Raw genomic sequence first — 26066 nt, forward strand, 5'->3', positions numbered from 1 at the left:
GCGAGACCTACTACGGTGGGGGTGCCACGGGCTATACGGATTACCCGGCCACCAGCTGATCGAGCGCTGTCGTATCGACGCTTGTAGCCGGTACAGCTGCTTCTCGCCGATAGCTGACACTCCAAGGCAAGGGGTCAGGGATGGTTGGCTGGGGCAGGGGACTTCTAGTCACGACTCGGAAGTACAGGTACCGCGCAGGGCGAGGGAAGTAACCGGGTCGGTCCAAGGCTACGAGATACAGGGCTGGTAGCATCCACACGAGGACAAGGTCGTAGGGGACGATCATGATTCGATGGATGGGGGTGTTGCTGGCGGTCGTGGTGTTTCCGACCTCTGGCCAGACGGTGCAGAAGTGCGAGGGCCGCGACGGCTCAATCACGCTGACCAGCGGTGCATGTCCTCAGGGGCAGCGTGAGTCGGCAAGCTACGACGCTGCGCCCGAACGCGTCACGCCGGCGCAGCTGAGTCGGCAAGCGGAGTTGGAACGCTGGAAAGCGGCGCAGGATCAGCGGCATGCCGCCCAGTCTGCGAACGTTTACAGCGCACCGCGTTCGACTGATCAGTCCCGACATCAGCGATGCGAAGCGGCCAAGCGCTGGCGTGATAGCCAGATCGAGTCCGTAGGTCTCAAGCGCACGCACGCGATGCTCAGGAGTTGGGATGATTACGTCTATCAGCAATGCAAGTAGCAGATCCTGACCAGGGGATTGACTACATCCGGCATCCTGCGGGGCGAGAATAGAACGGTCAACATGGCCTCTGCATCTGGATGAAGCCGCTGTCGATCTGCCGGAAGCGCTGCCCGTCGATGCAGCGTTCGCCAGGGCCTAACGCCTTGTCCGCTTCGCCCGCGCTTCTCCGCGTTCGTTCCGCGCGGTCACGTTGTGCGGCCGCCTTCTGCCATCCGAGCGGGTCGGGGTCGGCTACGGCGCGTTGGAACGCGGTGATCGCTGCCTCTTGTGCGCGGGCCTGCTGCCATCGCTCGACGCCGGCAAATGTGATCAGGGCCAGCAGCACGCCGGCTGCAATGGTCCACACCGGGCTATTCGCCCACTCGTTGCGCTTCTTGGTCATGATGTCCCCCAGGGCGCGACCATAGCGCCTCCGGCTGTCAGCCGGCGTGGATCTCGGAGTCGCCGCTAAGGTGCTGACGGCAAACGCCTTTCCTCGTGGATCTGCCGATCGCGACGCTGGTTCACTACTACGTGAGACTCCGATCGCAGGCCGATTGCACAACTGCAAAGTGCCAGCCGGCCCACGGCCCATGCAGCGGCGTGGAGTTGTAGACGACTCGGTTTAGCTGGCCGCGGGCGCAGTCGTTGGGCAGGTGCCTTCACGCCAGCACGGCGGGCGATTCATGCCGGCACCATGCCTTCATCCAGATCAGTGTTGCGCGAAGCATCTACCGCAACTTCGCATAATGCACATTATGTAAAATCGAGCTCGTCGGGAAGGCGGTGTCCAATCCCAAATGCGTCAGGAACTCGCCGGCGCGTCCCCACCCAGGTCGTCCAAGATCGGACAATCCGGCCGCTGGTTGCCATGGCATCGCCGCGCGAGCTCTTCAAGCGTCCGCTGCATGGCCTGCATCTCCGCAACGCGCTTGCCCAGGTCCCGGGCATGGTCCAGCGCCAGCGACTTGACCTCGGCGCTGGCACGAGAGCGGTCCGACCAGAGCGCCAGCAGGATTTCGATCTGCTTCATCGAAAAGCCCAGTGCGCGCGCTCGTTTGACGAAACGCAGCCGGTGCACGTCCTGCCCGCTGTAGAGGCGGTAGCCGGCCGCGGTCCGGGCTGCCTCGGGGATCAGTCCGATGCTCTCGTAGTGGCGGATCATCTTGGCGGTGACCCCGGACAGGCCGGCGGCCTCGCCGATGTTGTGGAAGCCCTGTTCGCGCGCTTCGCCAAGCTCCGGTGGCGGTGCTTTATGCGACATGGCCCGCCTCCTGGCTGGTGTGGGAAGGCGCCGGGCGCCAACGCTTGAGCAGCAACGTATTGCCCACCACGCTCACCGACGAGAACGCCATGGCGGCGCCGGCGAAGATCGGGTCGAGCAGACCCATCGCGGCCAGCGGGATGCCGATCACGTTGTAGGCGAAGGCCCAGAACAGGTTCTGGTGGATCTTGGCGGTGGTGCGCCGGGAGACGTCGATGGCGTCGGCCACCAGGGTGATTTCGGAGCGCATCAGCGTGATCGCAGCGGCGTGCATCGCCACGTCGGTGCCCGAGCCCATGGCGATGCCGACGTCGCTCGCCGCCAGCGCCGGGGCGTCATTGATGCCGTCGCCGACCATGGCGACCACGCCCTGTGCCTTGAGGGCGCGGACCACCTCCACCTTCTGCTCCGGGCGGACGTTGGCATGCACTTCGTCGATGCCAAGGCTGCCGGCAATGCTGCGCGCCGCGCCTTGGTTGTCGCCCGAAATCATCACGGTGCGGACGCCAAGATCGTGCAGGCGCGCGACGGCCGCGCGAGCGCCGGCGCGCGGCTCGTCGCGGAAGGCCAGCAGGCCTCGCACCCGGACCGCATCGCCCTCCCCGACCGCGAGCCAGGACAGAGTGTGGCCGCTGCGCTCCAGCTCATCCACGCGCGCGCCGAGGTCGCCGACATCGGCCTTGATCTCCTGCATCAACGCCAGGTTGCCAAGCCACGTTTCGCGGCCGTCGACGCGTCCCTTCAGGCCACGTCCCGGCAGGGCCTGGGTATCGGAGGCCGCGGCCGCCGGCGTCGCTTCGCGCAGCACGGCCCGGGCCAGCGGATGCTCGCTGCCGCTCTGCAGCGCGGCAGCCAGTGCAATCAAGGCGTCGCGGTTGCCGATGGCGGGAATCGCTTCGACCAGCCGCGGCTCGCCCGCGGTCAGGGTGCCGGTCTTGTCGAAGGCGACAACCCGGACCTTGTGCGCGAGTTCGAGCGCTTCGGCGTCCTTGATCAGGATGCCGGAGCGTGCCGCGACGCCAGTGCCGGCCATTATTGCGGTGGGCGTCGCCAGGCCGAGCGCGCAGGGACAGGCGATCACCAGCACCGCCACGGCGTTGAGGATCGCGGCGTTCCAGTCCTGGGTCGCAAGGCCCCAGGCCAGCAGGGTCACCAGCGCGATGGCCACCACGACCGGCACGAAGATCGCGCTGACGCGATCGACCGCCTTCTGGATCGGGGCCTTCTTCGCCTGTGCGTCCTCCACCAGGCGGATGATGCGTGCCAGCGCGGTCTCGCTGCCGATGGCCAGGGTCTTGACCACCACGACGCCTTCGCCGTTGACGGCGCCGCCGGTGACCCGGTCGCCGGCGTCCTTGGCGACGGGAAGCGACTCGCCGGTGATCAGCGATTCGTCGGCGTGGGTGCGGCCTTCGCGCACTTCGCCATCGACGGGAAAGCGCTCGCCCGGGCGCACGACCACCAGGTCCCCTACCCTCACCCGCTCGACCGCGACATCCGCGTCGCCGGCGGCGGTGCGCACGCGCGCGGTCGATGGCTTCAGCGCCTGCAGCGCGCGGATCGCTTCGGTCGTCTGGCGCTTGGCGCGCGCTTCGAGGAACTTGCCGAGCAGGATCAGGGTGATAATCGCGGCGGAAGCTTCGAAATAGAGCTCGGCGGAGCCCTGCAGCAGGTTGTGCACGCTCAGGCCATAGCCGGCCGAAGTGCCCAGCGCCACCAGCAGGTCCATGTTGCCGGTGCGGGCGCGCAGGGCGTGCCAGCCGGCGCGGTAGAAGCGCGCGCCCAGCCAGAACTGCACGGGCGTGGCCAGCGCGAACTGCAGCCAGCCGGGCAGCATCCAGTGCTGGCCGAAGAGCATCCCGGCCATCGGCAGCACCAGTGGCGCAGTCAGGATGGCGGCGATGAGCAGATGGCGGGCTTCCTTCGAAAGCGGCCGGCGGCCCGTGGTGGAGACGGGCTGATCCTCTACAGCAGGCGTTGCCTGTGGAGGCTGCGCGATGTAGCCCGCGGCCTCCACGGCGGCCACGAGCTTCGCCACGTCGACTGCACCGGCGGTGCGCACCCGCGCGCGCTCGGTGGCGAGGTTGACCGATGCGTCGAGCACGCCCGGAACCTGCACCAGCGCCCGCTCGACCCGGCCCACGCAGGACGCACAGGTCATGCCTTCGATGGCCAACTCGGTTTCATCCACGCCAACGCGATAGCCCGCGGCCTCGATCGCACGGGCGATGTCCGCGGCGGACGGCAGCGCGGCGCCCCGGACTTCGGCGGTCTCGGTGGCAAGGTTGACGGTGGCGTCATCGACGCCGGGCAGTTGCTTCAACGCGCGCTCGACCCGGCCCGCGCACGAGGCGCAGGTCATGCCCTCGATGGGCAGTCGCAGATCCAGGGCGGCAATGGTGGTGGTCACGGGTACGTTCTCCTGCAGGATGCGCACAGCCTAATCCTTCCCATGACGGGAAGGTCAAGGCCTGCCCTGCTGCAGAAGATCGCGACGCCCACTGAATTCGAAAGCGGGTCAGCCGCCGGCCCGGGCACACGCTGCCCAGACCTCGTCGTCGAGCTTGCGCAGAAGGTCGAACGTACGCTTCAAGCCCACGCGGCGGAGCGTCTGCTCACGGCGGTCGCGCGCAGCCTGGCAACGGCCGGATGAAGGCTTGCCGCGCGCCCGCGCCCGGGCGGGACGCGTGCTCCCGGCAACACCACGAGCAGTCGCGCCGGATCGCGATGAAGCTCCCTCCTGCCCTCGCCGGGATTCAGCTTTCCCGGCAGCTGCAGCCGTGGCGGGCTCCGGCACGGCGTCATACATGCCCGCAAGCCGCTCCCCGTCTGCACATTCGCCGCTGGTCAGCGTGACGTGACCAGTGGTGTCGATGCATTTCTGCACGGTCTGCGCATGCGCCTGCGCGGACCAGCCCGCGGCCGCCAGTGTTGCCATGGCCAGCAGTACCGCCAGCGATATTCCATCCATGGATCGATGACTCCCCATGCGGCCTCCTGCCGGTCGGGTCCCGCCGCTTCCGGCGCGCCACGTGGACGCGCCTGGCCTTGGCTAGTGCAGTTCGGCCTGCGCCACCGACACCGCCAGCCCTTCGCGGAAACGGACCCGCAGCAGGTCGCCCACCTTGATCCGGCCCACGGTTTCGCGATGCTCCGGCTTCTCGGCGTGCAGCGTGCGGACGTTGCCGGTCGGGCCCTGCACGGTGAACGCGCCCGATGCGGCGTCGACCTCAACCACCGCCGCGAGCACGGTCACTTCCTGTTCGCCCACCTGTCCGCCATTCGACGGATGCCGGCCTTCGCTGATGTATGCGCCCGGCTCGGCGCTGCCGCCGGGCTGGATGTCGAACAGCACCGACCGGTGGTAGCGCACGTCGACCACGTCGCCGACGCGCAGGTCGTCGAGTCCCGTAACGCGCGGATCGACCGGCAGCACGCGCGTTCCAGTGCCCGTGTCCAGGGTCACCAGGCGCTTTTCGATGTCGATGGCAGTGACGCTGCCGCGCACGGCGACCTCGGCCTGGACCATGGTCTCGACGTCGGGTCGGGCAGCCTGCCCCGCATCCCCCGGCGGCTCGCTGGCGATCGCAGCGGACGCCAGCGCGAGCGCCGCTGCGAAGGGAATCAGATGGGCAAGGCGCTTCGTGTTCATGGTTGGCTCCAGGGTGCGGATACATGGGTCAGCTGCGCATCCTAGCCGCTGCCAGCGCCGGAGTGCTTGAGCGCGGTCAAGCGCACCGGGTCGGACTCCACCGCGATCGCAGGCCACGCAAACCCTTGATCCGAGTCAAGGCGCGCGCTCCGCGGCTGCTGCACGATCCCATCCCATGCACGCATCCCTCCCCTTCAGCGCCGAACTCCTGCGCCGCTACGACCGGCCCGGCCCGCGCTATACCTCCTACCCCACCGCGCCACAGTTCAGCAACGCGTTCGGCGAAGAGCAGTTGCGCGAAGCCGCGGCCGCCAGCAACGGCGACCCCATCCCGCGGCGGCTGTCGCTGTATGTACACGTTCCGTTCTGCGTCAGCCCCTGCTTCTATTGCGGTTGCAACCGGATCATCACCCGCGACAAGTCGCGCGCCGGCACCTACCTCACGCGGTTGTATCGTGAAATCGACATGACTGCGGCGCTGTTCGACCGCGATCGCGAAGTGATCCAGCTGCACCTTGGCGGCGGCACGCCCAACTTCATGGGTCCCGACCAGATCGGCGAGCTGGTCGATGCGCTGCGCCGGCAGTTCCACTTCGCGCGCCCGGAAGAAAGCGACATTTCGATCGAGCTCGATCCGCGCTTCGTGTCGCCGGCCGACGTCGCCGAGCTCGGCCGGATCGGCTTCAACCGCGCCAGCTTCGGCGTGCAGGACTTCGATCCGGTGGTGCAGGAGGCGGTCAACCGCATCCAGTCGGTGGAGGAGACCCGCGCGGTGGTCGAGGCCTGCCGCTCCAGCGGCTTCCGCTCGGTCAACGTCGACCTGATCTACGGCCTGCCGAAGCAGAACCCGGAGGGCTTCGCGCGCACGCTGGATACGGTGGTCGAGATGCGCCCCGACCGGCTGGCGGTCTACGGCTATGCGCACTTGCCCGAGGTCTTCCGCCCGCAGAACCAGATCAAGTCCGGGGACCTGCCCAGCGCAGAGGACAAGCTCGGCCTGCTGGAGCTGGCGATCACCAAGCTGTCCGCCGCCGGCTACCAGTACATCGGCATGGATCACTTCGCGCTGCCCGACGACGACCTGGCCATGGCCCAGGCCCGCGGCAGCCTGCACCGCAACTTCATGGGCTACACCACGCACGCCGACAGCGACCTGGTCGGCCTTGGCGTGAGTGCGATCAGCCACATCGGCGACACCTTCAGCCAGAACCCGCGCGACCTGCCCTCGTGGCAGATCGCGATCGACGAAGGCCGGCTGCCGGTCTTCCGCGGCATGCAGCTGGACGAAGACGACGTGATCCGGGCCGACCTGATCCAGCAACTGATGTGCCAGGCCGAGGTGCCGATGGATGCGCTGGAACGCCGACACGCCATTGATTTCAACGAGTATTTTTCCGAGGGGCTGGCGAAACTTGCGCCACTGGAGGCCGACGGCCTGGTGCGCGTCGAGCCGGGTCGTATCAAAGTGACCGCGCGCGGACGGCTGCTCTTGCGTAACATTGCCATGTGCTTCGATCGCTACCTCATCCCCGCCCCCGCCGAATCCAGCCCCCGGCCCCGCTTCTCCCGCGCCATCTGACGCGACGGGAGGCTTGCCCGTGGTGAGCAAGATCACGTTCCCGCGCGTCGATCCCAGCGTGCTGGCCGACGACGGCGACGAGTTCCACTTCTGCTCCACATGCGCGTTCTCCCAGGCCTGCATGGCCCAGGGCATGGACAAGGCATCGCTGGGCGAACTGCACATGCTGGTCGAGCACGTCGGCCCGCTGCACGCCGGCGAGCACGTCTTCCGTGTCGGCGATCGTTTCGAAGCCATCGCGGCGGTGCGTGCGGGCACCGTCAAGACCTATGTCATCGATCCCAGCGGCCGAGAGCACGTGCTCGGATTCCACTTCCCGGGCGAAGTGATCGGCCTCGACGGCATCGACGGCGACACGTATCCGTGCAACGCCGTGGCGCTCGACACGGTGATGCTGTGCCGGTTCTCGTTCCCGAAGATTTCGGTGCTGGCCGGCCGCCTGCCGGGCCTGCAGCAGCACCTGTTCCGGCTGCTCAGCCGTGACATCGGCCGCGCCGCCCTGCTTGCCGGCGACTGGACGGCCGACGAACGCCTCGCCGCTTTCCTGGTGATGATGTCGCGCCGGCTGGCGGCACGTGGGTTCTCACCCGACCGGTTCCAGCTGACCATGGCGCGCACCGACATCGCCAACTACCTGCGCCTGGCGCCGGAAACGGTCAGTCGCGTACTCAAGCGCTTCCAGGCCGACGGCCTGCTGCACGTGGATCGGCGCGAGCTCGAGATCATCGACCAGGCCCGCCTTGGCGCCCTGGCGACGCCCGTGCTCTGGAAGCAGTAAGGCTTCGCGAAACGACGCAGTGGCTGCGCGGCTGCCTTCGCACCGCCCCCCCCCCCACTCCACTGCTTGATCCAGGTCAGTTTCTTTTCCCACGCCAATCGCCACGATGACGCCGCCTTTACATGCGGAGAAACGTGCCAATGGATACAACCAAGCGGTTGTGGTGGGGACTAGCCGCCCTGCTCACAGTGACGTTCGCAATCATGCTGTGGATGGGGCGCGAGATTCATCAGCAAGCGCCCCCCCTGCCCACGAGCATCGTGACCGAAAGCGGCCAGACGGTGTTCACCAAGAAAGAGCTCGAAACCGGCCGCGTGGTCTGGCAGAGCTTCGGCGGCCAGCAGATCGGTTCAATCTGGGGCCATGGCGCGCTGATGGCGCCCGACTGGTCGGCCGAATGGCTGCACAAGGAAGCCCTGGCGATGCTGGACATGCGCGCGCAGGCGCAGTACGGCATGTCCTACGACGCACTTGCGGCGGATGACCAGGCCAGGCTCGAGGCCCAGCTGCGTCCCGACCTGCGCGTCAACACCTATGACGACGCCACCGACACGCTCGTGATCTCCGACGAGCGCGCACGGGCGATCGACGTGGTCGCGGCGCACTACGACAGCGTGTTCTCCGGTGATCCGGCAGGCGCCGGGCTTCGCGAGGCCTATGCGCTGCGCGAGAACCCGATCCCGGATGCAGAGCATCGCCGGCTGATGTCGGGCTTCTTCTTCTGGGCCGCCTGGGCCACGGTGACCGAGCGTCCCGGCAGCGAGATCTCGTACACCCACAACTTCCCGCACGACCCGATGGTCGGCAACACGCCCACTTCCAGCAGCTTCATGTGGTCGATGTTCAGCATCCTGCTGATGATCGCCGGCATCGCGCTGCTGGTCTGGCATTACGCGGTCTGGCACGGCAAGGAAACGCCGCTGGTACCGCCCAGGACCGATCCCTCGCTGTCGATCAGGATCACCCCTTCGATGCGCGCGGTCGGCAAGTATTTCTGGTTGGTGATGGGCCTGTTCCTGGTGCAGATCCTGCTGGGCGCGACCACCGCCCATTACCAGGTGGAAGGCCAGGCCGCCTATGGCCTGCCCCTGGCCGAGATCCTGCCCTACACCCTTACCCGCACCTGGCACACCCAGCTGGCGATCCTGTGGATCGCGACGGCCTGGCTGGCCACCGGCCTGTACCTCGCGCCTGCGATTTCCGGGCATGAGCCGAAGTTCCAGCGCCTGGGGGTGAACTTCCTGTTCATCAGCCTGATCCTGATCGTGGTGGGCTCGTTCGCCGGCCAGTGGATGGCAGTGATGAACAAGCTCGGCCTGGCCCACAACTTCTGGTTCGGCCACCAGGGCTGGGAATACACCGACATCGGCCGCTTCTGGCAGATCTACCTGTTCATCGGCCTGATGCTTTGGCTGGTGCTGATGGGTCGCGCCCTTTGGCCGGCGCTCAAGCGCAAGGACGAAATGTCGTCGATCGCGGGCCTGCTGTTCCTGTCGGTGGTCGCCATCGGCCTGCTGTACGCGGCCGGCCTGATGTGGCGCGAGCACTCGCACATCTCGATCATCACCTACTGGCGCTTCTGGATCGTGCACCTGTGGGTGGAGGGCTTCTTCGAGGTCTTCGCGGTCGCGGTGATCAGCTTCATCTTCGTCAAGCTGGGGCTGGTGCGGGGCAGGTCGGCGACGATCGCGGTGCTGTTCGCGACCATCGTGTTCATGGCCGGCGGCGTGCTTGGCATGTTCCACCACTTGTACTTCGCCGGCACGACAACCGCGATCATCGCGGTGGGAGCGAGTATCTCGGCGCTTGAAGTGGTGCCCCTGGCGCTGATCGGCCTGGAGGCGTACGACACCTGGAAGACCGGCCGCGCCACGCCGTGGATGCAGCGCTACAAGTGGCCAATCATGTTCTTCCTGGCGGTCAGCTTCTGGAACCTCATCGGTGCCGGCCTGCTGGGCTTCCTGATCAACACGCCGATCGCGCTGTACTTCATGCAGGGCACCAACCTGACCGCGGCCCACGGCCACACCGCGCTGTTCGGCGTGTACGGCATGCTCGGCATGGGCCTGATGCTGTATTGCCTGCGCGGCCTGAAGCCCGCACTGGTCTGGCGCGAGGGCCTGATCCGCTCGGCATTCTGGTCGTTCAACATCGGCCTCGCCCTGATGGCTGTGCTGACCCTGCTGCCGATGGGGATCCTGCAGTTGGAAGCCAATATCGAGCGTGGCTACTGGTACGCCCGTTCGGCGGAGTTCATGGGGCGTCCGATCATCGATGTGCTGGTCTGGCTGCGTACGCCGGGCGACATCGTGTTCGCGATCGGCGGGATCCTGATGGCCGTGTTCGTCGCTTCGCTGTGGCTGGCGCCGGGCCGGGCCCGCACCCCCGCCGCAATCGGCGGGGACGCACACAACGAGGCCTGAGCGGATTCGTCGAAGCACCCGGGGGGCGGACGCGAGTCCGCCCCCTTTTCCATTGTGCGAGCGGCATGTCCTGTCGTGCGCGCCACATGCACGTTCCCGCTGACCTGGATCAAGGCCGTGAAGCAAGCAGACGGTCCACACTGGCCGCCATGGACACACGACCCGACCAGCACATGTCGCCGCGGCTCCTGGCCGTCGCTCCCCATCGCCTGATGTTCTTCGTCGGCGCCGGCAACGTCCTGCTGGCGATGGCCTGGTGGGCGGCGTGGCTGCTCGCTGCGCGCTGGCCCGACCTGCTGCGGATGCCGCAGCCCGATCCGTATGCCGGCTGGCTGCATGCCATCGTCATGCAGTACCAGATGCTGCCAAGCTTCATCTTCGGCTTCCTGCTGACGACATTCCCCAAATGGATGGGGCTGCCTGATGCCGCCCGCTGGCACTACCTGCCGGTGGGAGCCGGCATGTTCGGCGGCCAGCTCGCGGTGCTGCTGGGTGCGTTCGGCGCGCCCGCCGGCATCGAGGTCGGCGTGGCGATGACGCTTGCGGGCTGGATGGCGGGCCTGTGCTTCCTCGGCGACCTCGTACTGCGCGACCGCAACCGCACCTGGCATGCGCGCTCGTGCTTCGCCGCGCTGCTGCTGGGCTGGCTGGGGCTGGCCGCATTCGCGGGCGGAATGCTGTCCGGCTCGCCGCAGTGGATCTTCGCGAGCATCAAGGTCGGTACCTTCGGGCTGCTGCTGCCGGTCTACCTGACGGTGGCACACCGCATGTTCCCGTTCTTCGCCTTGAACGTGGTACCCGGCTACGCGGCATGGCGGCCGATGTGGCTGCTGGCTGCGTTCTGGGCGTTCTGCCTGCTGCACCTGGGCCTGGAACTGGCGCACGCCTATGCCTGGCTGTGGCTGGCCGATCTGCCGCTGCTGGCGCTGTCGCTCCTGGCGCTGTGGCGCTGGTGGCCACGTGGTCGCAAGCCCGGCATCCTCGCGGTGCTGTTCCTGGGCCTGGCCTGGCTGCCGGTGACCTTTGCGCTGTACGCCGTGCAGAGCCTGGTCTACTTCGCGGGCGACGGCTTCATCCTCGGCCGCGCGCCGGCGCACGCGCTGTTCGTGGGCTTTTTCGGCAGCGTGCTGGTGGCCATGGTGACCCGGGTGACGCAGGGCCATTCGGGCCGGAAGATCGAGATGCCGGCGGTGGCCTGGTTCGCCTTCGCGGCGATCCAGGTGGTCACTGTCGTGCGCATCCTGGCCGACGTCTCGGCCGACCCGGGTGCGTGGTGGGCGGTGGCCGCAATGGGCTGGCTGGTGGCGCTGGGGCCGTGGGTGGCCAGGCTGGGCAGGATCTACCTGTCGCCGCGCAGCGACGGACGCCCGGGGTGAATCCATGATCGAGTTCTATCCGCAGATCAAGCTGGTCCACGTGACCACGGTGATCGCAAGCGGCCTGCTGTTTGCGCTGCGTGGCCTGCTGGTGCAGGCGGGAATGCAGCGCTGGGCGTTGGCGGCTCCCGTGCGCTACCTCAGCTACGCAATCGACACCACGCTGCTCACCGCCGCGCTGATGCTGCTCACCATCCTGCCCGGCGCGATGTTCGGCAATGGCTGGCTGACCATGAAACTCGTATTGCTGGTGGTCTACGTGGTCCTGGGCGTGTTCGCCCTCCGGCGCGGCCGGACGCCGCGTGTGCGCATCGCCAGCTACCTGGCCGCGCTGGCGGTGTTCGGCTTCATGTACTCGATCGCCCGCATGCACCACCCGGGCGGAATTTTCTGGATGCTGCTTGCCGCTTGACCCATGTCATGGGCGCGGGCGACCCATCCCCGGATACTGCATGTGGCACCGATGGGACACAACGTTGCCGGCGCGTCACCCGCAAGCCAGGAGGGCGCCGAGTCGCGCCCCTTTCGCGTTTGGGGAGCCTATAATGTGCGGGTGCAGCATCCGCCGGCGCGTGGTTCCGTCCGGCCCATGCGCGTAATGCTTCGAGGTGTCAGCCGAAACAGGCCCCGGCATTGACTGTGATCAAGTCCAGGCGTGGGCGGATACCGGAAAATCGACAACCAGCAAACCAAGGTCACGTGCCCATGTCCTCGACCCCAGCCACCGCGACGGCCCTGGCCGACATCAGCGGTTCCGATACAGCCAGGTCCGGCTTCTACAACGACAAAGTGGTGCGCCAGTTCACCATCGCCACCGTGGTCTGGGGCATCGTCGGCATGGCGGTCGGCGTGTTCATCGCCGCCCAGCTGTACTGGCCGACCCTTGGTGAAGGCATTCCGTGGCTGAGCTACGGTCGCCTGCGCCCGCTGCACACCAACGGCGTGATCTTCGCCTTCGGCGTCAGTGCGTTGTTCGCCACCAGCCTGCACGTGGTGCAGCGCACCTGCCACGTCCGTCTCATCTCGGACCGGCTGGCCTCCTTCGTGTTCTGGGGCTGGCAGGCGATCCTGGTCGCCGCGGTCATCACCCTGCCCCTGGGCATCACCCAGAGCAAGGAATACGCCGAACTCGAGTGGCCCATCGACTGGGCGCTCGCGGTGGTATGGATCGCCTACGCGGTGCTTTACTTCGGCACCATCGCCAAACGCCGGGTGCAGCACATCTACGTCGCCAACTGGTTCTTCGGCGCGTACATCATCACCATCGCCCTGCTGCACATCGTCAACAACATCGCCATCCCGTCCGGTTGGGACAAGTCGTATCCCGTCTACAGCGGCACGGTCGATGCCATGGTGCAGTGGTGGTACGGGCACAACGCGGTGGGCTTCCTGCTCACCACCGCCTTCCTCGGCATGATGTATTACTTCGTGCCCAAGCAGGCCGGGCGCCCGATCTACTCCTACCGCCTGTCTATCGTGCACTTCTGGGCGCTGATCGCGGTCTACATGTGGGCCGGCCCGCACCACCTGCTTTACACCTCCCTGCCCGACTGGGTGCAGTCGGTGGGCATGGTGTTCTCGCTGATCCTGCTGGCGCCCAGCTGGGGTGGCGCGATCAACGGGATCATGACTCTGTCCGGGGTCTGGTACAAACTCCGCACCGACCCGATCCTGAAGTTCCTGATCGTGGCGCTGTCGTTCTACATGATCGCCACCTTCGAAGGCCCGCTGCTCTCGATCAAGACCGTCAACTCGCTGTCGCACTACACCGACTGGACCGTCGGCCACGTGCATGCCGGCGCCCTGGGCTGGGTCGCGATGATCACCATCGGCTCGATCTATTCGCTGATGCCGCGCGTGCTCGGCCTGAAGGAGATGCACTCGGTCAAGTGGATCGACACGCACTTCTGGCTGCACACTGTCGGCGTCGTGCTCTACATCGCCTCGATGTGGATCGCCGGTGTGATGCAGGGCCTGATGTGGCGCGCCACCAACGCCGACGGCACGCTGACCTACAGCTTCGTCGAGTCGCTCAACGCCACCTATCCCTACTACCTCGTGCGTTTTGGCGGTGGCCTGCTGATCCTCGTCGGCATGGGGCTGATGGCGGTCAACACGTGGAAGACCTTCCAGGCCGCCAAGGACCCGGCGCCGCAGCCGGTGATGCCGCCCGATCCCGCCGACGCCCGCGCTTCGACCCAGGGAGCCTGACATGACGGACAAGAAGAACCCCGCGCCGTCCAACGGCCACCAGAAGATCGAGAAGAACATCGGCCTGATGATCGGCCTGATCGCAGTCGCGGTGTCTTTCGGCGGCCTGACCGAGATCGTGCCGCTGATGTACCAGGCCGAGGCGATCGAGCCCCTGCCCGGCGTCGAGCCCTATGCCGCGCTTGAGCTCGCCGGTCGCGACGTCTACGTCCGCGAGGGCTGCTACAACTGCCACACGCAGATGATCCGCACCCTGCGCTTCGAGACCGAGCGCTACGGCCACTATTCGCTGGCCGGCGAGTCGGTCTATGACCGGCCGCACCAGTGGGGCTCCAAGCGCACCGGGCCTGATCTTGCGCGCGTTGGCGGCCGCTATTCCGACGACTGGCACCGCGTGCACCTGATCGATCCGCGTGCAGTGGTGCCGGAGTCGAACATGCCGTCCTTCCCGTGGCTGGCCGACACCCCCGTCAGCGGCGAAAAGGTCACCCGCAACATGCGCAACCTGCGCCGCATCGGCGACCCTTACAGCGACGAGGACATCGACGGCGCCGCCGCGGTGGTCGCCGGCAAGACCGAACTCGACGCCGTGGTTGCCTACCTGCAGGGCCTGGGCCGCCACGCGCCCACCGCCGCAGCGGCAGCGGCCGCCACCGGGTCCGACGTGGAGAGCGCGCCATGATCGGCGGGCTTGTCACGCTGTCCCTGCTGCTGCTGTTCGTGGGCGGCTGGATCTGGGTCTGGCGGCCTTCGCACAAGGCCGAGTTCGACGCAGCCGCCCAGATGCCTCTTGAAGACGATTTTGAGGAGCCCCGGCAATGAGCACCGGTTGGAGCATTTACGTCATCGTGCTGGTGCTGCTGAACATCGGCGGCCTCTGGTACCTGCTGGCCTGGACAAGCCGCCGCCGCCCTGGCGACCCCAAGCCCGAGGAGACCGGCCACGTCTGGGACGGCGACATCACCGAATACAACAAGCCGCTGCCGCGCTGGTGGATCATCGGCTTCTACCTGACCATGGTCTTCGCCGTGGGCTACCTCCTCTGGTATCCGGGCTTCGGCAACTTCAAGGGCTTCGGCGGCTGGACCTCGGCGGGCGAACACGATGCCGACAAGGCGAAGCAGGATGCGATCCTCGCCGAGACCTTCCGCCCCTACGACGGCCAGCCGATTTCCACGCTTGCCGGCGACCCGCGTGCGGTGGAACTCGGCCGGGCGATCTTCGCCAACACCTGTGCGACCTGCCACGGATCCTCGGCACAGGGCGCGGTGGGCTATCCGAACCTGACCGACGATGTCTGGCACTGGGGTGGCGCGGAGGACGACATCCTCACCAGCATCCTCGATGGCCGCCAGGGCGTGATGCCCGAATGGGGCACGGTGCTCACGGGCATGGGCGGTGACAATGCGGTGCTGTCGGTCGCCACCTATGCGCGCTCGCTTGCTGGCGAGGTGCCCGCGAGCGACTACTTCGCCGCCCAGGGCAAGAGTCTGTACGAAGGCGTCTGCGTCGCCTGCCACGGCATCGACGGAACCGGCAACCAGGCCCTTGGCGCGCCGGACCTGACCGACGACTACGCCATGTACGGCAGCTCGGTGGAATCGATCATGGAAACCATCAACCAGGGTCGCCATGGCGTCATGCCGGCACACCGCGAACTGCTTGGCGAGACCCGTGCGCGACTGGTCGGTTCGTATGTCTGGTCGCTGTCCAACAATGCCGCGACCGGGGAGCCGCGGGCGGAGAGCCAGTGAGCCATACCCCCACTCCCGCCTTCGACCACCCGCCGCGCCCGATGGCGCAGCGGGTGGGCGCGATCCTCTGGCCCAGCTTCTTCGCAGCCGGCGTGGCGACGATGGTGTTCTTCGCCTTCGTCGACCCGCTGGTCCTGCGCGACATCACCTTTCCCGGCATCGAGATCAGCCGCAGCCTGGGCTATTCCATTGCCTTCTTCATGTTCTGGGTCGCCACCGCGGCCTCCAGCCTGTTCACATGGATCCTGCTGCGCCCGGCAAGCCGGTTCAACAGAGCGCTACCCCGAGATAAATGAGCCGTCGCATTCCCCTGGAGCTTGCCGAGGACACCGGCGGCTCGATGTACGTCAGCGAGCGCAAGGTCTATCCGCGCGAGGTTTCCGGACGCCTGAACACCCTGCGGGTGGCCGCAGTGTTCTGGCTGCTGGGCATGTTCTACGTCTTCCCCTGGCTGCGCTGGGATGATCGCCAGGCAGTGCTGTTCGACCTGCCGGCGCGCAAGTTCCACGTCTTCAGCCTGACCTTCTGGCCGCAGGATTTCCTGTTCCTGGCCCTGCTGCTGATCATCGCGGCGCTGGCGCTGTTCTTCTTCACGGCGCTGGCCGGGCGCCTGTTCTGTGGCTACGCCTGCCCGCAGACGGTGTGGACCGAGGTCTTCCTGTGGATGGAGCAGTGGACCGAGGGCGACCGCAACAAGCGCATGAAGCTCGACGCCGGCCCGTGGAACCGCGAGAAGCTCCTGCGCAAGGGTGCAAAGCACGCGCTGTGGCTGGTGTTCGCGCTGTGGACGGGCTTCACCTTCGTGGGGTTCTTCACCCCCATCGGCGATCTTGCAGCGCGCCTGCCGCGGCTTGAATGGGGCGGCTGGGAAACCTTCTGGGTGCTGTTCTATGCGCTCGCCACCTGGGGCAACGCAGGCTTCCTGCGCGAGCAGGTCTGCAAGTACATGTGCCCGTACGCGCGCTTCCAGAGCGCGATGTTCGACCGCAACACCCTGATCATCGCCTACGACCCGATGCGCGGCGAGCCGCGCGGCCCGCGCAAGCGCGGCCTGGGCAGCATCGCCGCCCGCGGGCGTGCCCTGCTCGGCCAGATCACCGCCTACGACTACGTGTTCCGTTCCGCGCTGCATCCGACCGCGGCCGACAACCGCGTGCAGGCGGCCGGCACCATCACCCTTGGTGGCATCGGCGAAGTGGCCGAGCCGCTGCCGAAGTTCGCGCCCGACGAGCTCGGCGACTGCATCGACTGCACCATGTGCGTGCAGGTCTGCCCGACCGGCATCGACATCCGCAACGGCCTGCAATACGAGTGCATCGCCTGTGGCGCCTGCATCGACGCCTGCGACTCGGTGATGGACAAGATGGGCTTCGAGCGCGGGCTGATCCGCTACAGCACGCAGAACGCCATCGACAACAAGCCCACGCGGGTGCTGCGCCCGCGGGTGCTGATCTACGGCGTCGTGCTGGTGGCGCTGGTCGTGGCCTGGGTGGTGGGCGTAAGCACCCGCAGCCCGCTGATCGTCGAGGTGCTGCGCGACCGCAATGCGCTCTATCGCGTCGTCGGCGGCGGCCAGGTGGAGAATGACTACACCCTCAAGGTCGTCAACAAGAGTGACGATGCGACGACCTACCGCATCACGATCGATGGCGCCGCGCCCGGTATCGAACTCCGCGGCAGCGGCCTTGACAGCGTGCAGGCCGCAGCGCAGCAGGTGATCAGCGTACCGGTGGTGGTGACCGCCCCGGACTCCCTCACCGGCCGCCAGCCGCTGCTGTTCCGGGTCGAGACCGTCGATGGCGGGACCAGCGAAACGGTCGACAGCAGTTTCTTCGGACCCATGCAATGACAGACAAGCAGAACAAACGTCCTTTCTGGCGCGAGCCCATGATGTGGCTGGTGATTGGCCTGCCGCTCGCCTCGGTGATCGGAGGCATCTTCCTGCTGGGCCTCGCGACCCGCGATTCCAACGACGCCGTGGGCGACGTGGTGCAGCGGACCGCGCGGATGCAGGTCGCCGACCTGAGTCCAGACGCCCGCGCACGCGACCTGCGGCTGAGCGCGATCATCCGCATCGACGAAGGCTATGTCGAAGTGCTGCCGGTCACCGGCGAGTTCATGCGCGACCAGCCCCTGCGCGTGGTGCTGCGCCACCCGGCCCTGGCTGCCTCCGACATCGAACTGCGCGCCGAGCCCAGCGACAACGGCTGGCGCGCCGACGCCGAGGTCGGCCTGGGCAACGATTGGAAGCTCGAACTGATGCCCGAGGGCATGCTCTGGCGCCTGCAGGGCCGGATGCCCAAGGGCCAGCGTGCGGCCCACGTAAAGCCGGCCTTCTCCGGCGAGCAGGAGTGAGGTGAACGCGGACGCGCTCGCCACGGCCGGCGCCGTGCGCGACGCGCAGAGCGCCGGCGAAGGCTGCTTCCACTGCAGCCAGGACCTGCCTGCGGACCCGGCCAGGGCCCGCATCGACGGCCAGTCGCGGCAGTTCTGCTGCGACGGCTGCGCCGCGGCCGCGCAGTGGATCCGCGACGCCAACCTTGTCGACTACTACCGCCTGCGTACCGAGCCGGGCGGCCGCGCCGCCACCGACCTCGAGGCCCAACTGGCCGCCTTCGACCGCGACGACGTCCAGGCCAGCCATGTGCGCGATGTGGATGGTGGCCGCGAGATCACCGTGCTTACCGACGGCATGCGCTGCGCGGCCTGTGCCTGGCTGGTCGACCGCGCGGTCGCGCGCGAGCCCGGCGTGTTTGAAGTCGTGGCCAACGCCGTGACTGGCCGGATCCGCATCGCCTGGGACCCGGCGCGCACCGCGCTTTCGGGCCCGCTGCGGCGCCTGGCCGGCCTCGGCTACGTGCCCTATCTCGCTTCCGGCACCGAGCGCGAGCGCGAACGCCGCGCGCAGCGCAACCGCGACCTGGTACGCATCGGCATCGCAGGCCTGGTGTCGATCCAGGCGATGATGTTCGCCGAGGCCCTGTACCTCGACATCCATCAGCAGATGCCGCTGGCCACGCGCGACTTCTTCCGCTGGGTGACCCTCCTGCTGTCGACGCCGGTGGTGTTCTGGTGCGGTTGGCCGTTCATCGCCGGCATGCTGCGCGAGCTGCGCAACCGCCAGCTGGGCATGGACACGCTGATCGCCAGCTCAACGCTGCTGGCCTACTTCGCCAGCGTGTTCGAGACGCTGCGTGGCGGCACCCATGTCTGGTACGACGCGGCGGTGATGTTCGTCTTCCTGCTGCTGGGCGCGCGGATGCTGGAGCAGCGGGCACGGCGCACGGCGGTGGCCCAGGTCGACACCCTGGCGCGGGCGCGACCGGAGCTGGCTACGCGCGAGCTTGCCGACGGCAGTCGCGAAGTCGTGCCCACCGCGGCGCTGGCGGCCGGCGACATCGCATGCATTGCCGCCGGCGACACGGTGCCTGCCGACGGCATCCTGCTCGACGCAGCGGCCCGTTTCGAAGAAGCGCTGCTGACCGGCGAAGCGCATCCCGTGCTGCACGTACCGGGTGACACCATCTTCGCCGGCACCGTGTGCCGCGAGGCGCCGGCGCGCATTCGCGTTGAACAGGTCGGCGCCGGCACCCGTCTCGCGGAGCTGGAGTCACTGGTCGAACGCGCACAGTCGCACCGTCCGCGCGCGGCGCAGCTGGCCGATGCCGTGTCCAGCCGCTTCGTGGCCGGCATCCTGGTGGCGACGGTGCTGGTGTACATCGGCTGGCGGATTTACGACCCCTCACGTGCGTTGGAGGTGGCGATCGCCCTGCTGGTGATCAGCTGCCCCTGCGCGCTGTCGCTAGCGGTACCGACGGCGCTCACCGTCGCCAACGGCACCTTGGCCAAACTGGGCGTGTTGTCCACCAATCCCGATGCCCTGGGCTCGCTGGCAGCGGCAACCGACATCGTTTTCGACAAGACCGGCACCCTCGGCAGCGGGCGCCCGAAGGTGTCGGGCGTGGAAGCCTTCGGCAAGCTGGACATCGAGGACGCGCTCGCGATCGCGGCGGCGATCGAGCGCGACAGCCTGCACCCGATCGCACGCGCTTTCGATGGCCAGGACACGGGGCTGGCCGTGAGCGGGGTCGAAGAGCAACCGGGACTCGGCATCGCCGGCGTGGTCGACGGCCGGCCATGGCGGCTGGGGCGCGCCGATTTCGCTGCCGGTCGCGCCGACGACGGTGCGCTGTGGCTGGGCAATGGCGACGAGGCGGCGGCGCGCTTCGTGCTGGAAGAGCCTCCTCGCGAGGACGCCGCGGCGGCCATTGCGGCGCTGCGCAACATGGGCGTTGAAGTGCACATATCCAGTGGCGATGCAGCGGTGTCGGTGGATGCGTTCGCCGACCGGATCGGCATCGACCATGCCGCGTCGCGGCAGTCGCCCGAGGACAAGCTGCAGGGCGTGCGATCGCTGCAGTCCCTGGGCCGCACCGTGGCCATGGTCGGCGATGGTCTCAACGACGCGCCGGTGCTGGCCGGCGCCGACGTCTCGATCGCGATCGGCAGCGGCGCCGCCCTTGCCCACCGCGCCGCCAGCCTGGTGCTCACCGCGCCGTCGCTGCTGCGCATCCCCGCCGCCATCGGCCTGGCGCGCCGCACGCGTGCGATCGTGCGCCAGAACCTTGCCTGGGCGCTGGGCTACAACATCATCGCCATCCCGCTGGCCGCCGCCGGCCTGGTGACGCCCTGGGTGGCGGCGCTGGGCATGGCGCTGTCTTCGCTCATCGTCACCTTCAACGCGCTGCGCCTGGCGCGGGCCTCGGGCACATGAATATCCTGCTGTTCCTCATCCCGGTGAGCATCGTGCTGCTGGGCATCGCGGTCTGGGCCTTCCGCTGGGCCGTGCGCAAGGGACAGTTCGAGAACCTGGATGCGGCCGCCATCGACATCCTGCGCGACGACAGCGCCGACCAGCTGCCAGTGGCGACGAGCGATGCGGTCGTGGCCGATGACGCCGCGACGGGCGCGACGGATCGTGCAGGCACGGACGCTTCCGGCGTCGCCGGCGTGGCGCGCGACCGCAGCAGCAACCATGCCGATTGACTGGCTCGCCATCGGCGCAGCGCTGCTGACCGGCGTACTGGGCGGCGTGCACTGCGCTGCGATGTGCGGCGGGATCGCCGGCGGCTTCTCGGCAATGGGCGGCGGCCGCAGCTGGTGGACCGCGATGCAACCGAACCTCGGCCGCGTCGGCGGCTACGTGCTGGCCGGCGCGCTTGCCGGTGGCATCGGCGGCGGCATCCTGGCCGCGGCTCGCAGTCCCTGGCTGGCCTTCGGCGCGCGCATGCTCGTTGGCGTGGTGCTGGTGCTGGTGGCGCTGCGGCTCCTGGACCGCACGGGACGGCTGTCCTTCCTCGGCCGCCCGGGCGTTGCGCTCTGGCAGCGGCTGCGAAAATTCCAGGCACCCCTGCTGCCGGCGAACACCGCGGCCAAGCGCATCGCGCTCGGCGTGCTCTGGGGCTGGATGCCCTGCGGCCTGAGCACCACGATGCTGGCCGCTGCCTGGTTGCAGGCGGACGCCACCAACGGTTCGTTGACCATGGCGGCCTTCGGCCTTGGCACGCTGCCGCTGATGGTGTCGCTGACGTGGTCGGGTGCGCGTTTGGGACAGTGGCTGCAGCGTGGGCGATGGCGGATGGCGATGGGTGGGCTAGTGCTTGCGGCCGGCCTGCTGACGATCGCCGCACCCTGGCTGATGCACATGCCGGCGCTCGCGGGCCCGCTCGCCGCACTTGGCTGCCTGCCTCCGCCCTGATCGCCTTTTCTGCGAGCCGCGCGCACCGCTCTTGTGGGAGCCGCTACAGCGGCGATTCGCCTGCAGGCGAAACGCAGGCTCGCGGCGTAGCGCCCCTGCGAATGCGGGTGTCTCGATCGCGGCTATAGCCGCTCCCACAGATCTTCGGGGATCGCAGGCGTCGCTGCTTCTATGGTTTTGTGGGAGCGGGCTTGTTGGCGCGGGCGGCGCGCAGGCGCTCGAGCTTCTCGCGCAGTTTGATTTCCAGGCCTCGTTCGACGGGGCGGTAGTAGACGCGTTCGCCCATCGTGTCCGGGAAGCCCGTCTGGCCGAGTGCGACGCCGCCCTCCGCATCATGGTCGTACTGGTAGCCGGCGCCGTGGCCGAGTTGCTTCATCAGCTTCGTCGGCGCGTTGCGCAGGTGCATGGGCACCTCCGCGCTGCCGTATTCGGACACGTCGCGCTTCGCTTCGCCGAATGCCTTGTAGGCGGCGTTCGACTTCGCGGTGCTCGCCAGGTAGATCGCCAGCTGGCCAAGCGCGAGATCGCCCTCGGGGCTGCCGAGGCGATCGTAGGCGTCCCAGGCTTCGAGTGACATGGTCAGTGCGCGTGGATCCGCCAGGCCGATGTCCTCCACCGCCATCCGCGTCAGCCTGCGCGCGAGGTAACTGGCGTCCGCACCGCCGTCGAGCATGCGCGCGAGCCAATACAGCGCGGCATCGGGATTCGAGCTGCGCACGGATTTGTGCAGCGCCGAGATCTGGTCGTAGAAGTGGTCACCGCCCTTGTCGAAGCGGCGGCTGCGGTCGGCCAGCACCTGGCCCAGGGTTTCATCGGTGATGGTGCCGCCCTCGCCCACCAGTTCCACCGCGATTTCGAGCAGGGTGAGCGCGCGGCGCACGTCGCCATCGGCGGCGCTGGCGATGAGACGCAGTTGGTCGTCGCCGATGACGATGCCGCGTCCGCCGAGGCCACGCTCAGAATCATCCAGGGCGCGCTGCAGGGCTACGCCGATATCCTCGGCCGAGACCGCCTCCATGACGTGCACGCGGCAGCGCGACAGCAGCGCCGAGTTGAGTTCGAACGACGGATTTTCCGTGGTCGCGCCGACAAAGATGATCGTGCCGCGCTCGATGTGCGGCAGGAAGGCGTCCTGCTGCACCTTGTTGAACCGGTGCACCTCGTCGACAAACAGCACTGTCCGGCGGCCACCGGCGAAGGTGTGGTCGGCCTCGGCCAGCACCTTGCGCACGTCGGGCAGGCCGGTCAGCACCGCCGAGATCGCGCGGTACTCGGCATCGGAGTATGCGGCCAGCAGCAGGGCCAGCGTGGTCTTGCCGCAGCCCGGCGGCCCCCACAGCACCATGGAGTGCACGCGGCCGGACTCGACCGCACGCCGCAGCGCGGATCCGGGCGCCAGCAGGCGGCGCTGGCCGACCATCTCGTCCAGTGTGCGCGGCCGCATGCGCTCGGCCAGGGGCTGCAGCGACTCATTGCCGGCCGAGAGCAGGTCGGGCTCGATGCCGGTGCCGGGAAAGACCTTGCGTGACACGCGTGGGGAATCCTTGGGAATCGGGGTGACACGATACCAAGCCGCCGGGATGCGATCTCCTGGCAGCACGGTCCGGACAATGGAATCAGGCAAAGTGACCCGGAGCGGCACTTCTGGTAAAAACTTGTCCGTGCGAGAATCCAAGGGAACACAGCAGCAGGCCACGGAGGCGAGGCTGCTGGGCGCCTTTCCAAGGTGCCACTGCTCGCGTCGAGTTCAAGGAGGAGCGAAATGACCAACCCGTTGGCCCAGGCCCAGCAGATGCTGGCGTCCCTGGCCCAGTACGTGGGCACCGACCGGTTGTACCAGCTGCAGGGCGACGCCCTCCCCGCCGACTGCGCCGTTGAGCGCTGGCAGGGCTGGGAGCAGCTTTCGCTGGGTTACGAATGGTGGGTGGACGTGTTGTCCAGCGATGCCTCGTGGGCCCTGGATGAACTGCTCGGCACCACCGCCACCCTCGCCACGCGCCTGGCCGACGGCAGTTCCGCCCGCCGCAGCGGCGTGATCCGTGAAGCCTCGTGCCTGGGCGGCGACGGTGGTTTGGTGCGCTATCGCCTGTGCCTGGTGCCGTGGACGTGGTGGATGACCCAGGGCCGGCACAGCCGCGTGTTCCAGGACAAGACCGTCATCGAGATCGCCGAAGCGGTGTTCGATGGTTACGCCCCGCTCGCCCAGTGGCAGCTGTCCGACGAGGTCGGCCCGTTCATTGCCGAGGCCCATCCGCGCAGCTACTGCGTGCAGTACCGGGAGACCGACTTCGATTTCGTGTCGCGGCTGCTGGCCGAAGAAGGCCTGGGCTGGCGCTGGGAAGAGGACGAGGCCGCAGCGGCTGGTCATCGCCTGGTGATTTTCGCCGACAGCGGAGCGCAGCCCGAGGACGCCATTGCTGCTGGCGGCTGCATCCGCTTCCACCGCGACGACGCCACCGAGTCACAAGACACCATCCACGCCATCGGCAGTTGCCGCCGCGTCGGTTCGGCGAAGCTGAGCCTGCTGGGCACCGACTACCGCACGGTGCAGTCGGTCGCGACCCAGCTTCCACTGGGCGCCGACGGCGTGCCTGCTTATGGCGAATCCTACGACCCGTCCGGCGCGTATGCGTTTGCCGACGCTGGTCAGGCCGAGCGCTACGCGCGGCTGTCAGGCGAAGCGCGCGAAGCCGGCCGGCAGCGCTGGCAGGGCCAGGGCGGCGTGCGCAGCTTCCGCGCAGGCACCGCGTTCACGCTCACCGATGCCCCGCGCAACGCCGAAGGCGCGGACGTCTTCTTCCTGCAGGGCCTGCGCCACGCAGGCCGCAACAACCTGCCCGACACCGTGCGCGACGGCCTGGTCGACCTGCTCGGCCCCGCCCCCGGCTGGCCTGCCCTGCCCCAAGCCCTTCCATTGGACGCAGCCGGCATGCAGCACCTGTGGCAGCACGCCAACGCGCACGGCTACGCCAACGCCTTCCAGTCCGTGCCCCGCGCCCTGCCCTGGCGGCCGCGCCTGCACGACGACACCGGCACCCGCCTCAACCCGCGCCCGACCGCACCGGGCTATCAGAGCGCCCTCGTGGTTGCCGATGACGGCGGCCATGACGTGCTCAGCAGCGACGCGCTGGGCCGGATCAAGGTGAAGTTCCACTGGCAGTCCGGCGATGGGAACACGGCCGAGCGCTCCTGCTGGCTGCGCGTGTCGCAGCGTTACGCCGGCCCGGGCGTGGGCGCGCAGTTCCTGCCGCGGGTCGGGCAGGAAGTGCTGGTGGCCTTCCTTGAGGGCGACATCGATCGGCCCGTGGTTGTTGGTGCCCTCTACAACGGCCAGGGTGAAGCAGGCCTTGCCCCGACTGCCGGCGGCAAAGAGGCCGCGGCCACGGGTACTGACCTGTACGCACAGGCCAGCGACCACGGCCCCAGCGCCCAGGCCAACCTGGCCGGAGGCCATGCGCCGCCGTGGCACGGCATGGGCGCTGGCGACGACGCCCACCGCAATGCCAGCGCGCTGTGGGGCATCCAGTCGCAGGAGTGGCACGGATCCGGCCACAACCGGCTGCTGTTCGACGACAGCGACGGCCAGCTGCGGCTGCAGCTGGCGACCACGCAGGCGACCACCCAGCTCACGCTGGGGCATCTGATCCACCAGGCCGACAACTACCGCGGCAGCTTCCGCGGCGAAGGCTTCGAGCTGCGGACCGACGCCTGGGGCGCGGTGCGTGCGGAGCGCGGCCTGTGGCTGAGCGCCTATGCGACTCCCGGCGAGACACCCGCTGGTGATGCCGTGGGCCCGGCGGCGCTGTTGAAGCAGGCGCAAACCGTGGCGGAGGTGTTCAGCGGCGCAGCCGGCACGCACCTGACGGTGAAGCTGGCCGGCCATGAGGGCGTGGGCCGCAGCAAATCCAGGCTGATCGACGATCAGGCCCCGCTTGCCGCACTGCTCACGAGCGCGAAGACCGCGGTGCCGGGCGACGACTACGATCTGGCCAAGGGCGAAGCCGCCGACCGCAGCCCCGCCCCCGGCGATTGCCGCGTGCCGCACACCGGCGACCCCATCCTGGGCCTGGCCGCGCCCGCCGGCATCGTCCAGGTGGCAGGCCAGAGCCTGCACTGGGCCGCCGGCGAAACGCTGACCCTGGCCAGCGGCCAGGCCAGCAACCTGGCCGTTGCGGGCAGCCTGCGCCTGCACACGGGCCAGGCGATCGGCTGGCTGGTGGAGGCCGTGGACGGCGCCTCGACCGAGACCACCTCGCTGAGCCTGGTCACCGGCGAAGGCGAGCTGGACGTCCAGGCCCAGAACGACCAGGTCAAGCTGCAGGCCAAGGATGCGCTGAAGATCATCAGCGCTAACGCCGAGGCCGAATTCGCCGCGGGCAAGACCGTACACCTGGCCACCTCCGGCGGCGCCAGCCTGACCATCGAGGGCGGCAACATCACCATTGCCTGCCCCGGGCAGATCAAGGTGCATGCGAGCAAGAAATCGTTCGTGGGACCGGCGAGCGTGTCCAAAGGCCTGCCGCTGTTTCCCGAATCCGTTTGCGTCGAATGCATGCTCAAGGCCGCCAGCAGTGGGGCACCATTTGCAGCCCTGCAGTGA

Annotated in this window: 22 protein-coding genes; 17 read left to right on the plus strand and 5 right to left on the minus strand. The window is 68.1% G+C overall.

What is annotated here, in order from left to right; all coding sequences use genetic code 11:
• Positions 1-284: 284 nt before the first annotated feature.
• Entirely contained in the window at positions 285-689 is a 405-nt protein-coding gene (locus tag ACW7G5_RS06150; RefSeq protein WP_457002693.1) for a hypothetical protein, read from the plus strand.
• Positions 690-747: 58 nt separating this feature from the next.
• Here ACW7G5_RS06150 and ACW7G5_RS06155 read toward each other — a convergent pair whose 3' ends face one another.
• The 4 genes from ACW7G5_RS06155 to ACW7G5_RS06170 all read right to left on the minus strand — a co-directional run bounded on the left by ACW7G5_RS06155 (position 748) and on the right by ACW7G5_RS06170 (position 5587).
• Positions 748-1074: a hypothetical protein gene (locus tag ACW7G5_RS06155; RefSeq protein WP_457002695.1), complete on the minus strand. Its 327-nt coding sequence runs from the start codon at positions 1072-1074 to the stop codon at positions 748-750.
• Positions 1075-1476: 402 nt separating this feature from the next.
• A complete protein-coding gene (cueR, locus tag ACW7G5_RS06160; RefSeq protein ID WP_457002697.1) occupies positions 1477-1935 on the minus strand; it encodes a Cu(I)-responsive transcriptional regulator in 459 nt (152 codons plus the stop codon).
• Complete coding sequence (locus ACW7G5_RS06165) at positions 1925-4372, minus strand: heavy metal translocating P-type ATPase (RefSeq protein WP_457002698.1); 2448 nt, start codon at positions 4370-4372, stop codon at positions 1925-1927. Before ACW7G5_RS06165 ends, cueR begins: the two co-directional genes overlap by 11 nt.
• A 615-nt stretch (positions 4373-4987) precedes the next feature.
• On the minus strand, positions 4988-5587 hold the full coding sequence (locus ACW7G5_RS06170) for a hypothetical protein (RefSeq protein ID WP_457002700.1): 600 nt from the start codon (positions 5585-5587) through the stop codon (positions 4988-4990).
• A gap of 175 nt (positions 5588-5762) precedes the next feature.
• Here ACW7G5_RS06170 and hemN point away from each other — a divergent pair, with 175 nt between their 5' ends.
• The 15 genes from hemN (at position 5763) to ACW7G5_RS06245 (ending at position 21466) form a co-directional block, all read left to right on the plus strand.
• Positions 5763-7166: an oxygen-independent coproporphyrinogen III oxidase gene (gene hemN, locus ACW7G5_RS06175; protein WP_457002702.1), complete on the plus strand. Its 1404-nt coding sequence runs from the start codon at positions 5763-5765 to the stop codon at positions 7164-7166.
• A gap of 22 nt (positions 7167-7188) precedes the next feature.
• A complete protein-coding gene (locus tag ACW7G5_RS06180; protein WP_457002704.1) occupies positions 7189-7944 on the plus strand; it encodes a helix-turn-helix domain-containing protein in 756 nt (251 codons plus the stop codon).
• 140 nt (positions 7945-8084) lie between these two features.
• Complete coding sequence (locus ACW7G5_RS06185) at positions 8085-10367, plus strand: nitric-oxide reductase large subunit (RefSeq protein ID WP_457002706.1); 2283 nt, start codon at positions 8085-8087, stop codon at positions 10365-10367.
• A gap of 173 nt (positions 10368-10540) precedes the next feature.
• Positions 10541-11743 carry an NnrS family protein gene (locus tag ACW7G5_RS06190; RefSeq protein ID WP_457002707.1) on the plus strand — a complete coding sequence of 401 codons (1203 nt, stop codon included), beginning with the start codon at positions 10541-10543 and terminating at the stop codon, positions 11741-11743.
• 4 nt (positions 11744-11747) lie between these two features.
• Entirely contained in the window at positions 11748-12155 is a 408-nt protein-coding gene (locus ACW7G5_RS06195; protein ID WP_457002709.1) for a SirB2 family protein, read from the plus strand.
• Positions 12156-12448: 293 nt separating this feature from the next.
• Positions 12449-13954, plus strand: a complete 1506-nt coding sequence (ccoN, locus tag ACW7G5_RS06200; protein WP_457002711.1) for a cytochrome-c oxidase, cbb3-type subunit I — start codon at positions 12449-12451, stop codon at positions 13952-13954.
• A 1-nt stretch (position 13955) separates the two neighbouring features.
• Positions 13956-14636: a cytochrome-c oxidase, cbb3-type subunit II gene (gene ccoO / locus ACW7G5_RS06205; RefSeq protein WP_457002713.1), complete on the plus strand. Its 681-nt coding sequence runs from the start codon at positions 13956-13958 to the stop codon at positions 14634-14636.
• Positions 14633-14776 (plus strand): cbb3-type cytochrome oxidase subunit 3, encoded by a 144-nt coding sequence (locus ACW7G5_RS06210; protein ID WP_457002715.1) that lies wholly within the window; start codon positions 14633-14635, stop codon positions 14774-14776. The genes ccoO and ACW7G5_RS06210 overlap by 4 nt, the downstream gene beginning before the upstream one ends.
• Positions 14773-15708, plus strand: coding sequence for a cytochrome-c oxidase, cbb3-type subunit III (gene ccoP, locus ACW7G5_RS06215; RefSeq protein WP_457002717.1), 936 nt, complete (start codon positions 14773-14775; stop codon positions 15706-15708). The genes ACW7G5_RS06210 and ccoP overlap by 4 nt, the downstream gene beginning before the upstream one ends.
• Before the next feature lie 41 nt (positions 15709-15749).
• On the plus strand, positions 15750-16004 hold the full coding sequence (locus tag ACW7G5_RS06220; RefSeq protein ID WP_457002908.1) for a hypothetical protein: 255 nt from the start codon (positions 15750-15752) through the stop codon (positions 16002-16004).
• A complete protein-coding gene (locus ACW7G5_RS06225) occupies positions 16001-17557 on the plus strand; it encodes a 4Fe-4S dicluster domain-containing protein (RefSeq protein WP_457002718.1) in 1557 nt (518 codons plus the stop codon). The genes ACW7G5_RS06220 and ACW7G5_RS06225 overlap by 4 nt, the downstream gene beginning before the upstream one ends.
• Positions 17554-18063, plus strand: a complete 510-nt coding sequence (locus ACW7G5_RS06230; RefSeq protein WP_457002720.1) for a FixH family protein — start codon at positions 17554-17556, stop codon at positions 18061-18063. The genes ACW7G5_RS06225 and ACW7G5_RS06230 overlap by 4 nt, the downstream gene beginning before the upstream one ends.
• Before the next feature lies 1 nt (position 18064).
• Complete coding sequence (locus tag ACW7G5_RS06235; RefSeq protein WP_457002722.1) at positions 18065-20482, plus strand: heavy metal translocating P-type ATPase; 2418 nt, start codon at positions 18065-18067, stop codon at positions 20480-20482.
• On the plus strand, positions 20479-20754 hold the full coding sequence (gene ccoS, locus ACW7G5_RS06240; protein ID WP_457002724.1) for a cbb3-type cytochrome oxidase assembly protein CcoS: 276 nt from the start codon (positions 20479-20481) through the stop codon (positions 20752-20754). Before ACW7G5_RS06235 ends, ccoS begins: the two co-directional genes overlap by 4 nt.
• Positions 20744-21466, plus strand: a complete 723-nt coding sequence (locus ACW7G5_RS06245) for a sulfite exporter TauE/SafE family protein (protein WP_457002726.1) — start codon at positions 20744-20746, stop codon at positions 21464-21466. The genes ccoS and ACW7G5_RS06245 overlap by 11 nt, the downstream gene beginning before the upstream one ends.
• A 169-nt stretch (positions 21467-21635) precedes the next feature.
• Here ACW7G5_RS06245 and ACW7G5_RS06250 read toward each other — a convergent pair whose 3' ends face one another.
• Positions 21636-22997 carry a replication-associated recombination protein A gene (locus ACW7G5_RS06250; RefSeq protein WP_457002728.1) on the minus strand — a complete coding sequence of 454 codons (1362 nt, stop codon included), beginning with the start codon at positions 22995-22997 and terminating at the stop codon, positions 21636-21638.
• A gap of 261 nt (positions 22998-23258) precedes the next feature.
• Between ACW7G5_RS06250 and ACW7G5_RS06255 the strand changes: the two genes are divergently transcribed.
• On the plus strand, positions 23259-26066 hold the full coding sequence (locus ACW7G5_RS06255) for a type VI secretion system Vgr family protein (RefSeq protein ID WP_457002910.1): 2808 nt from the start codon (positions 23259-23261) through the stop codon (positions 26064-26066).

The organism is Luteimonas sp. A501 (assembly GCF_054052085.1).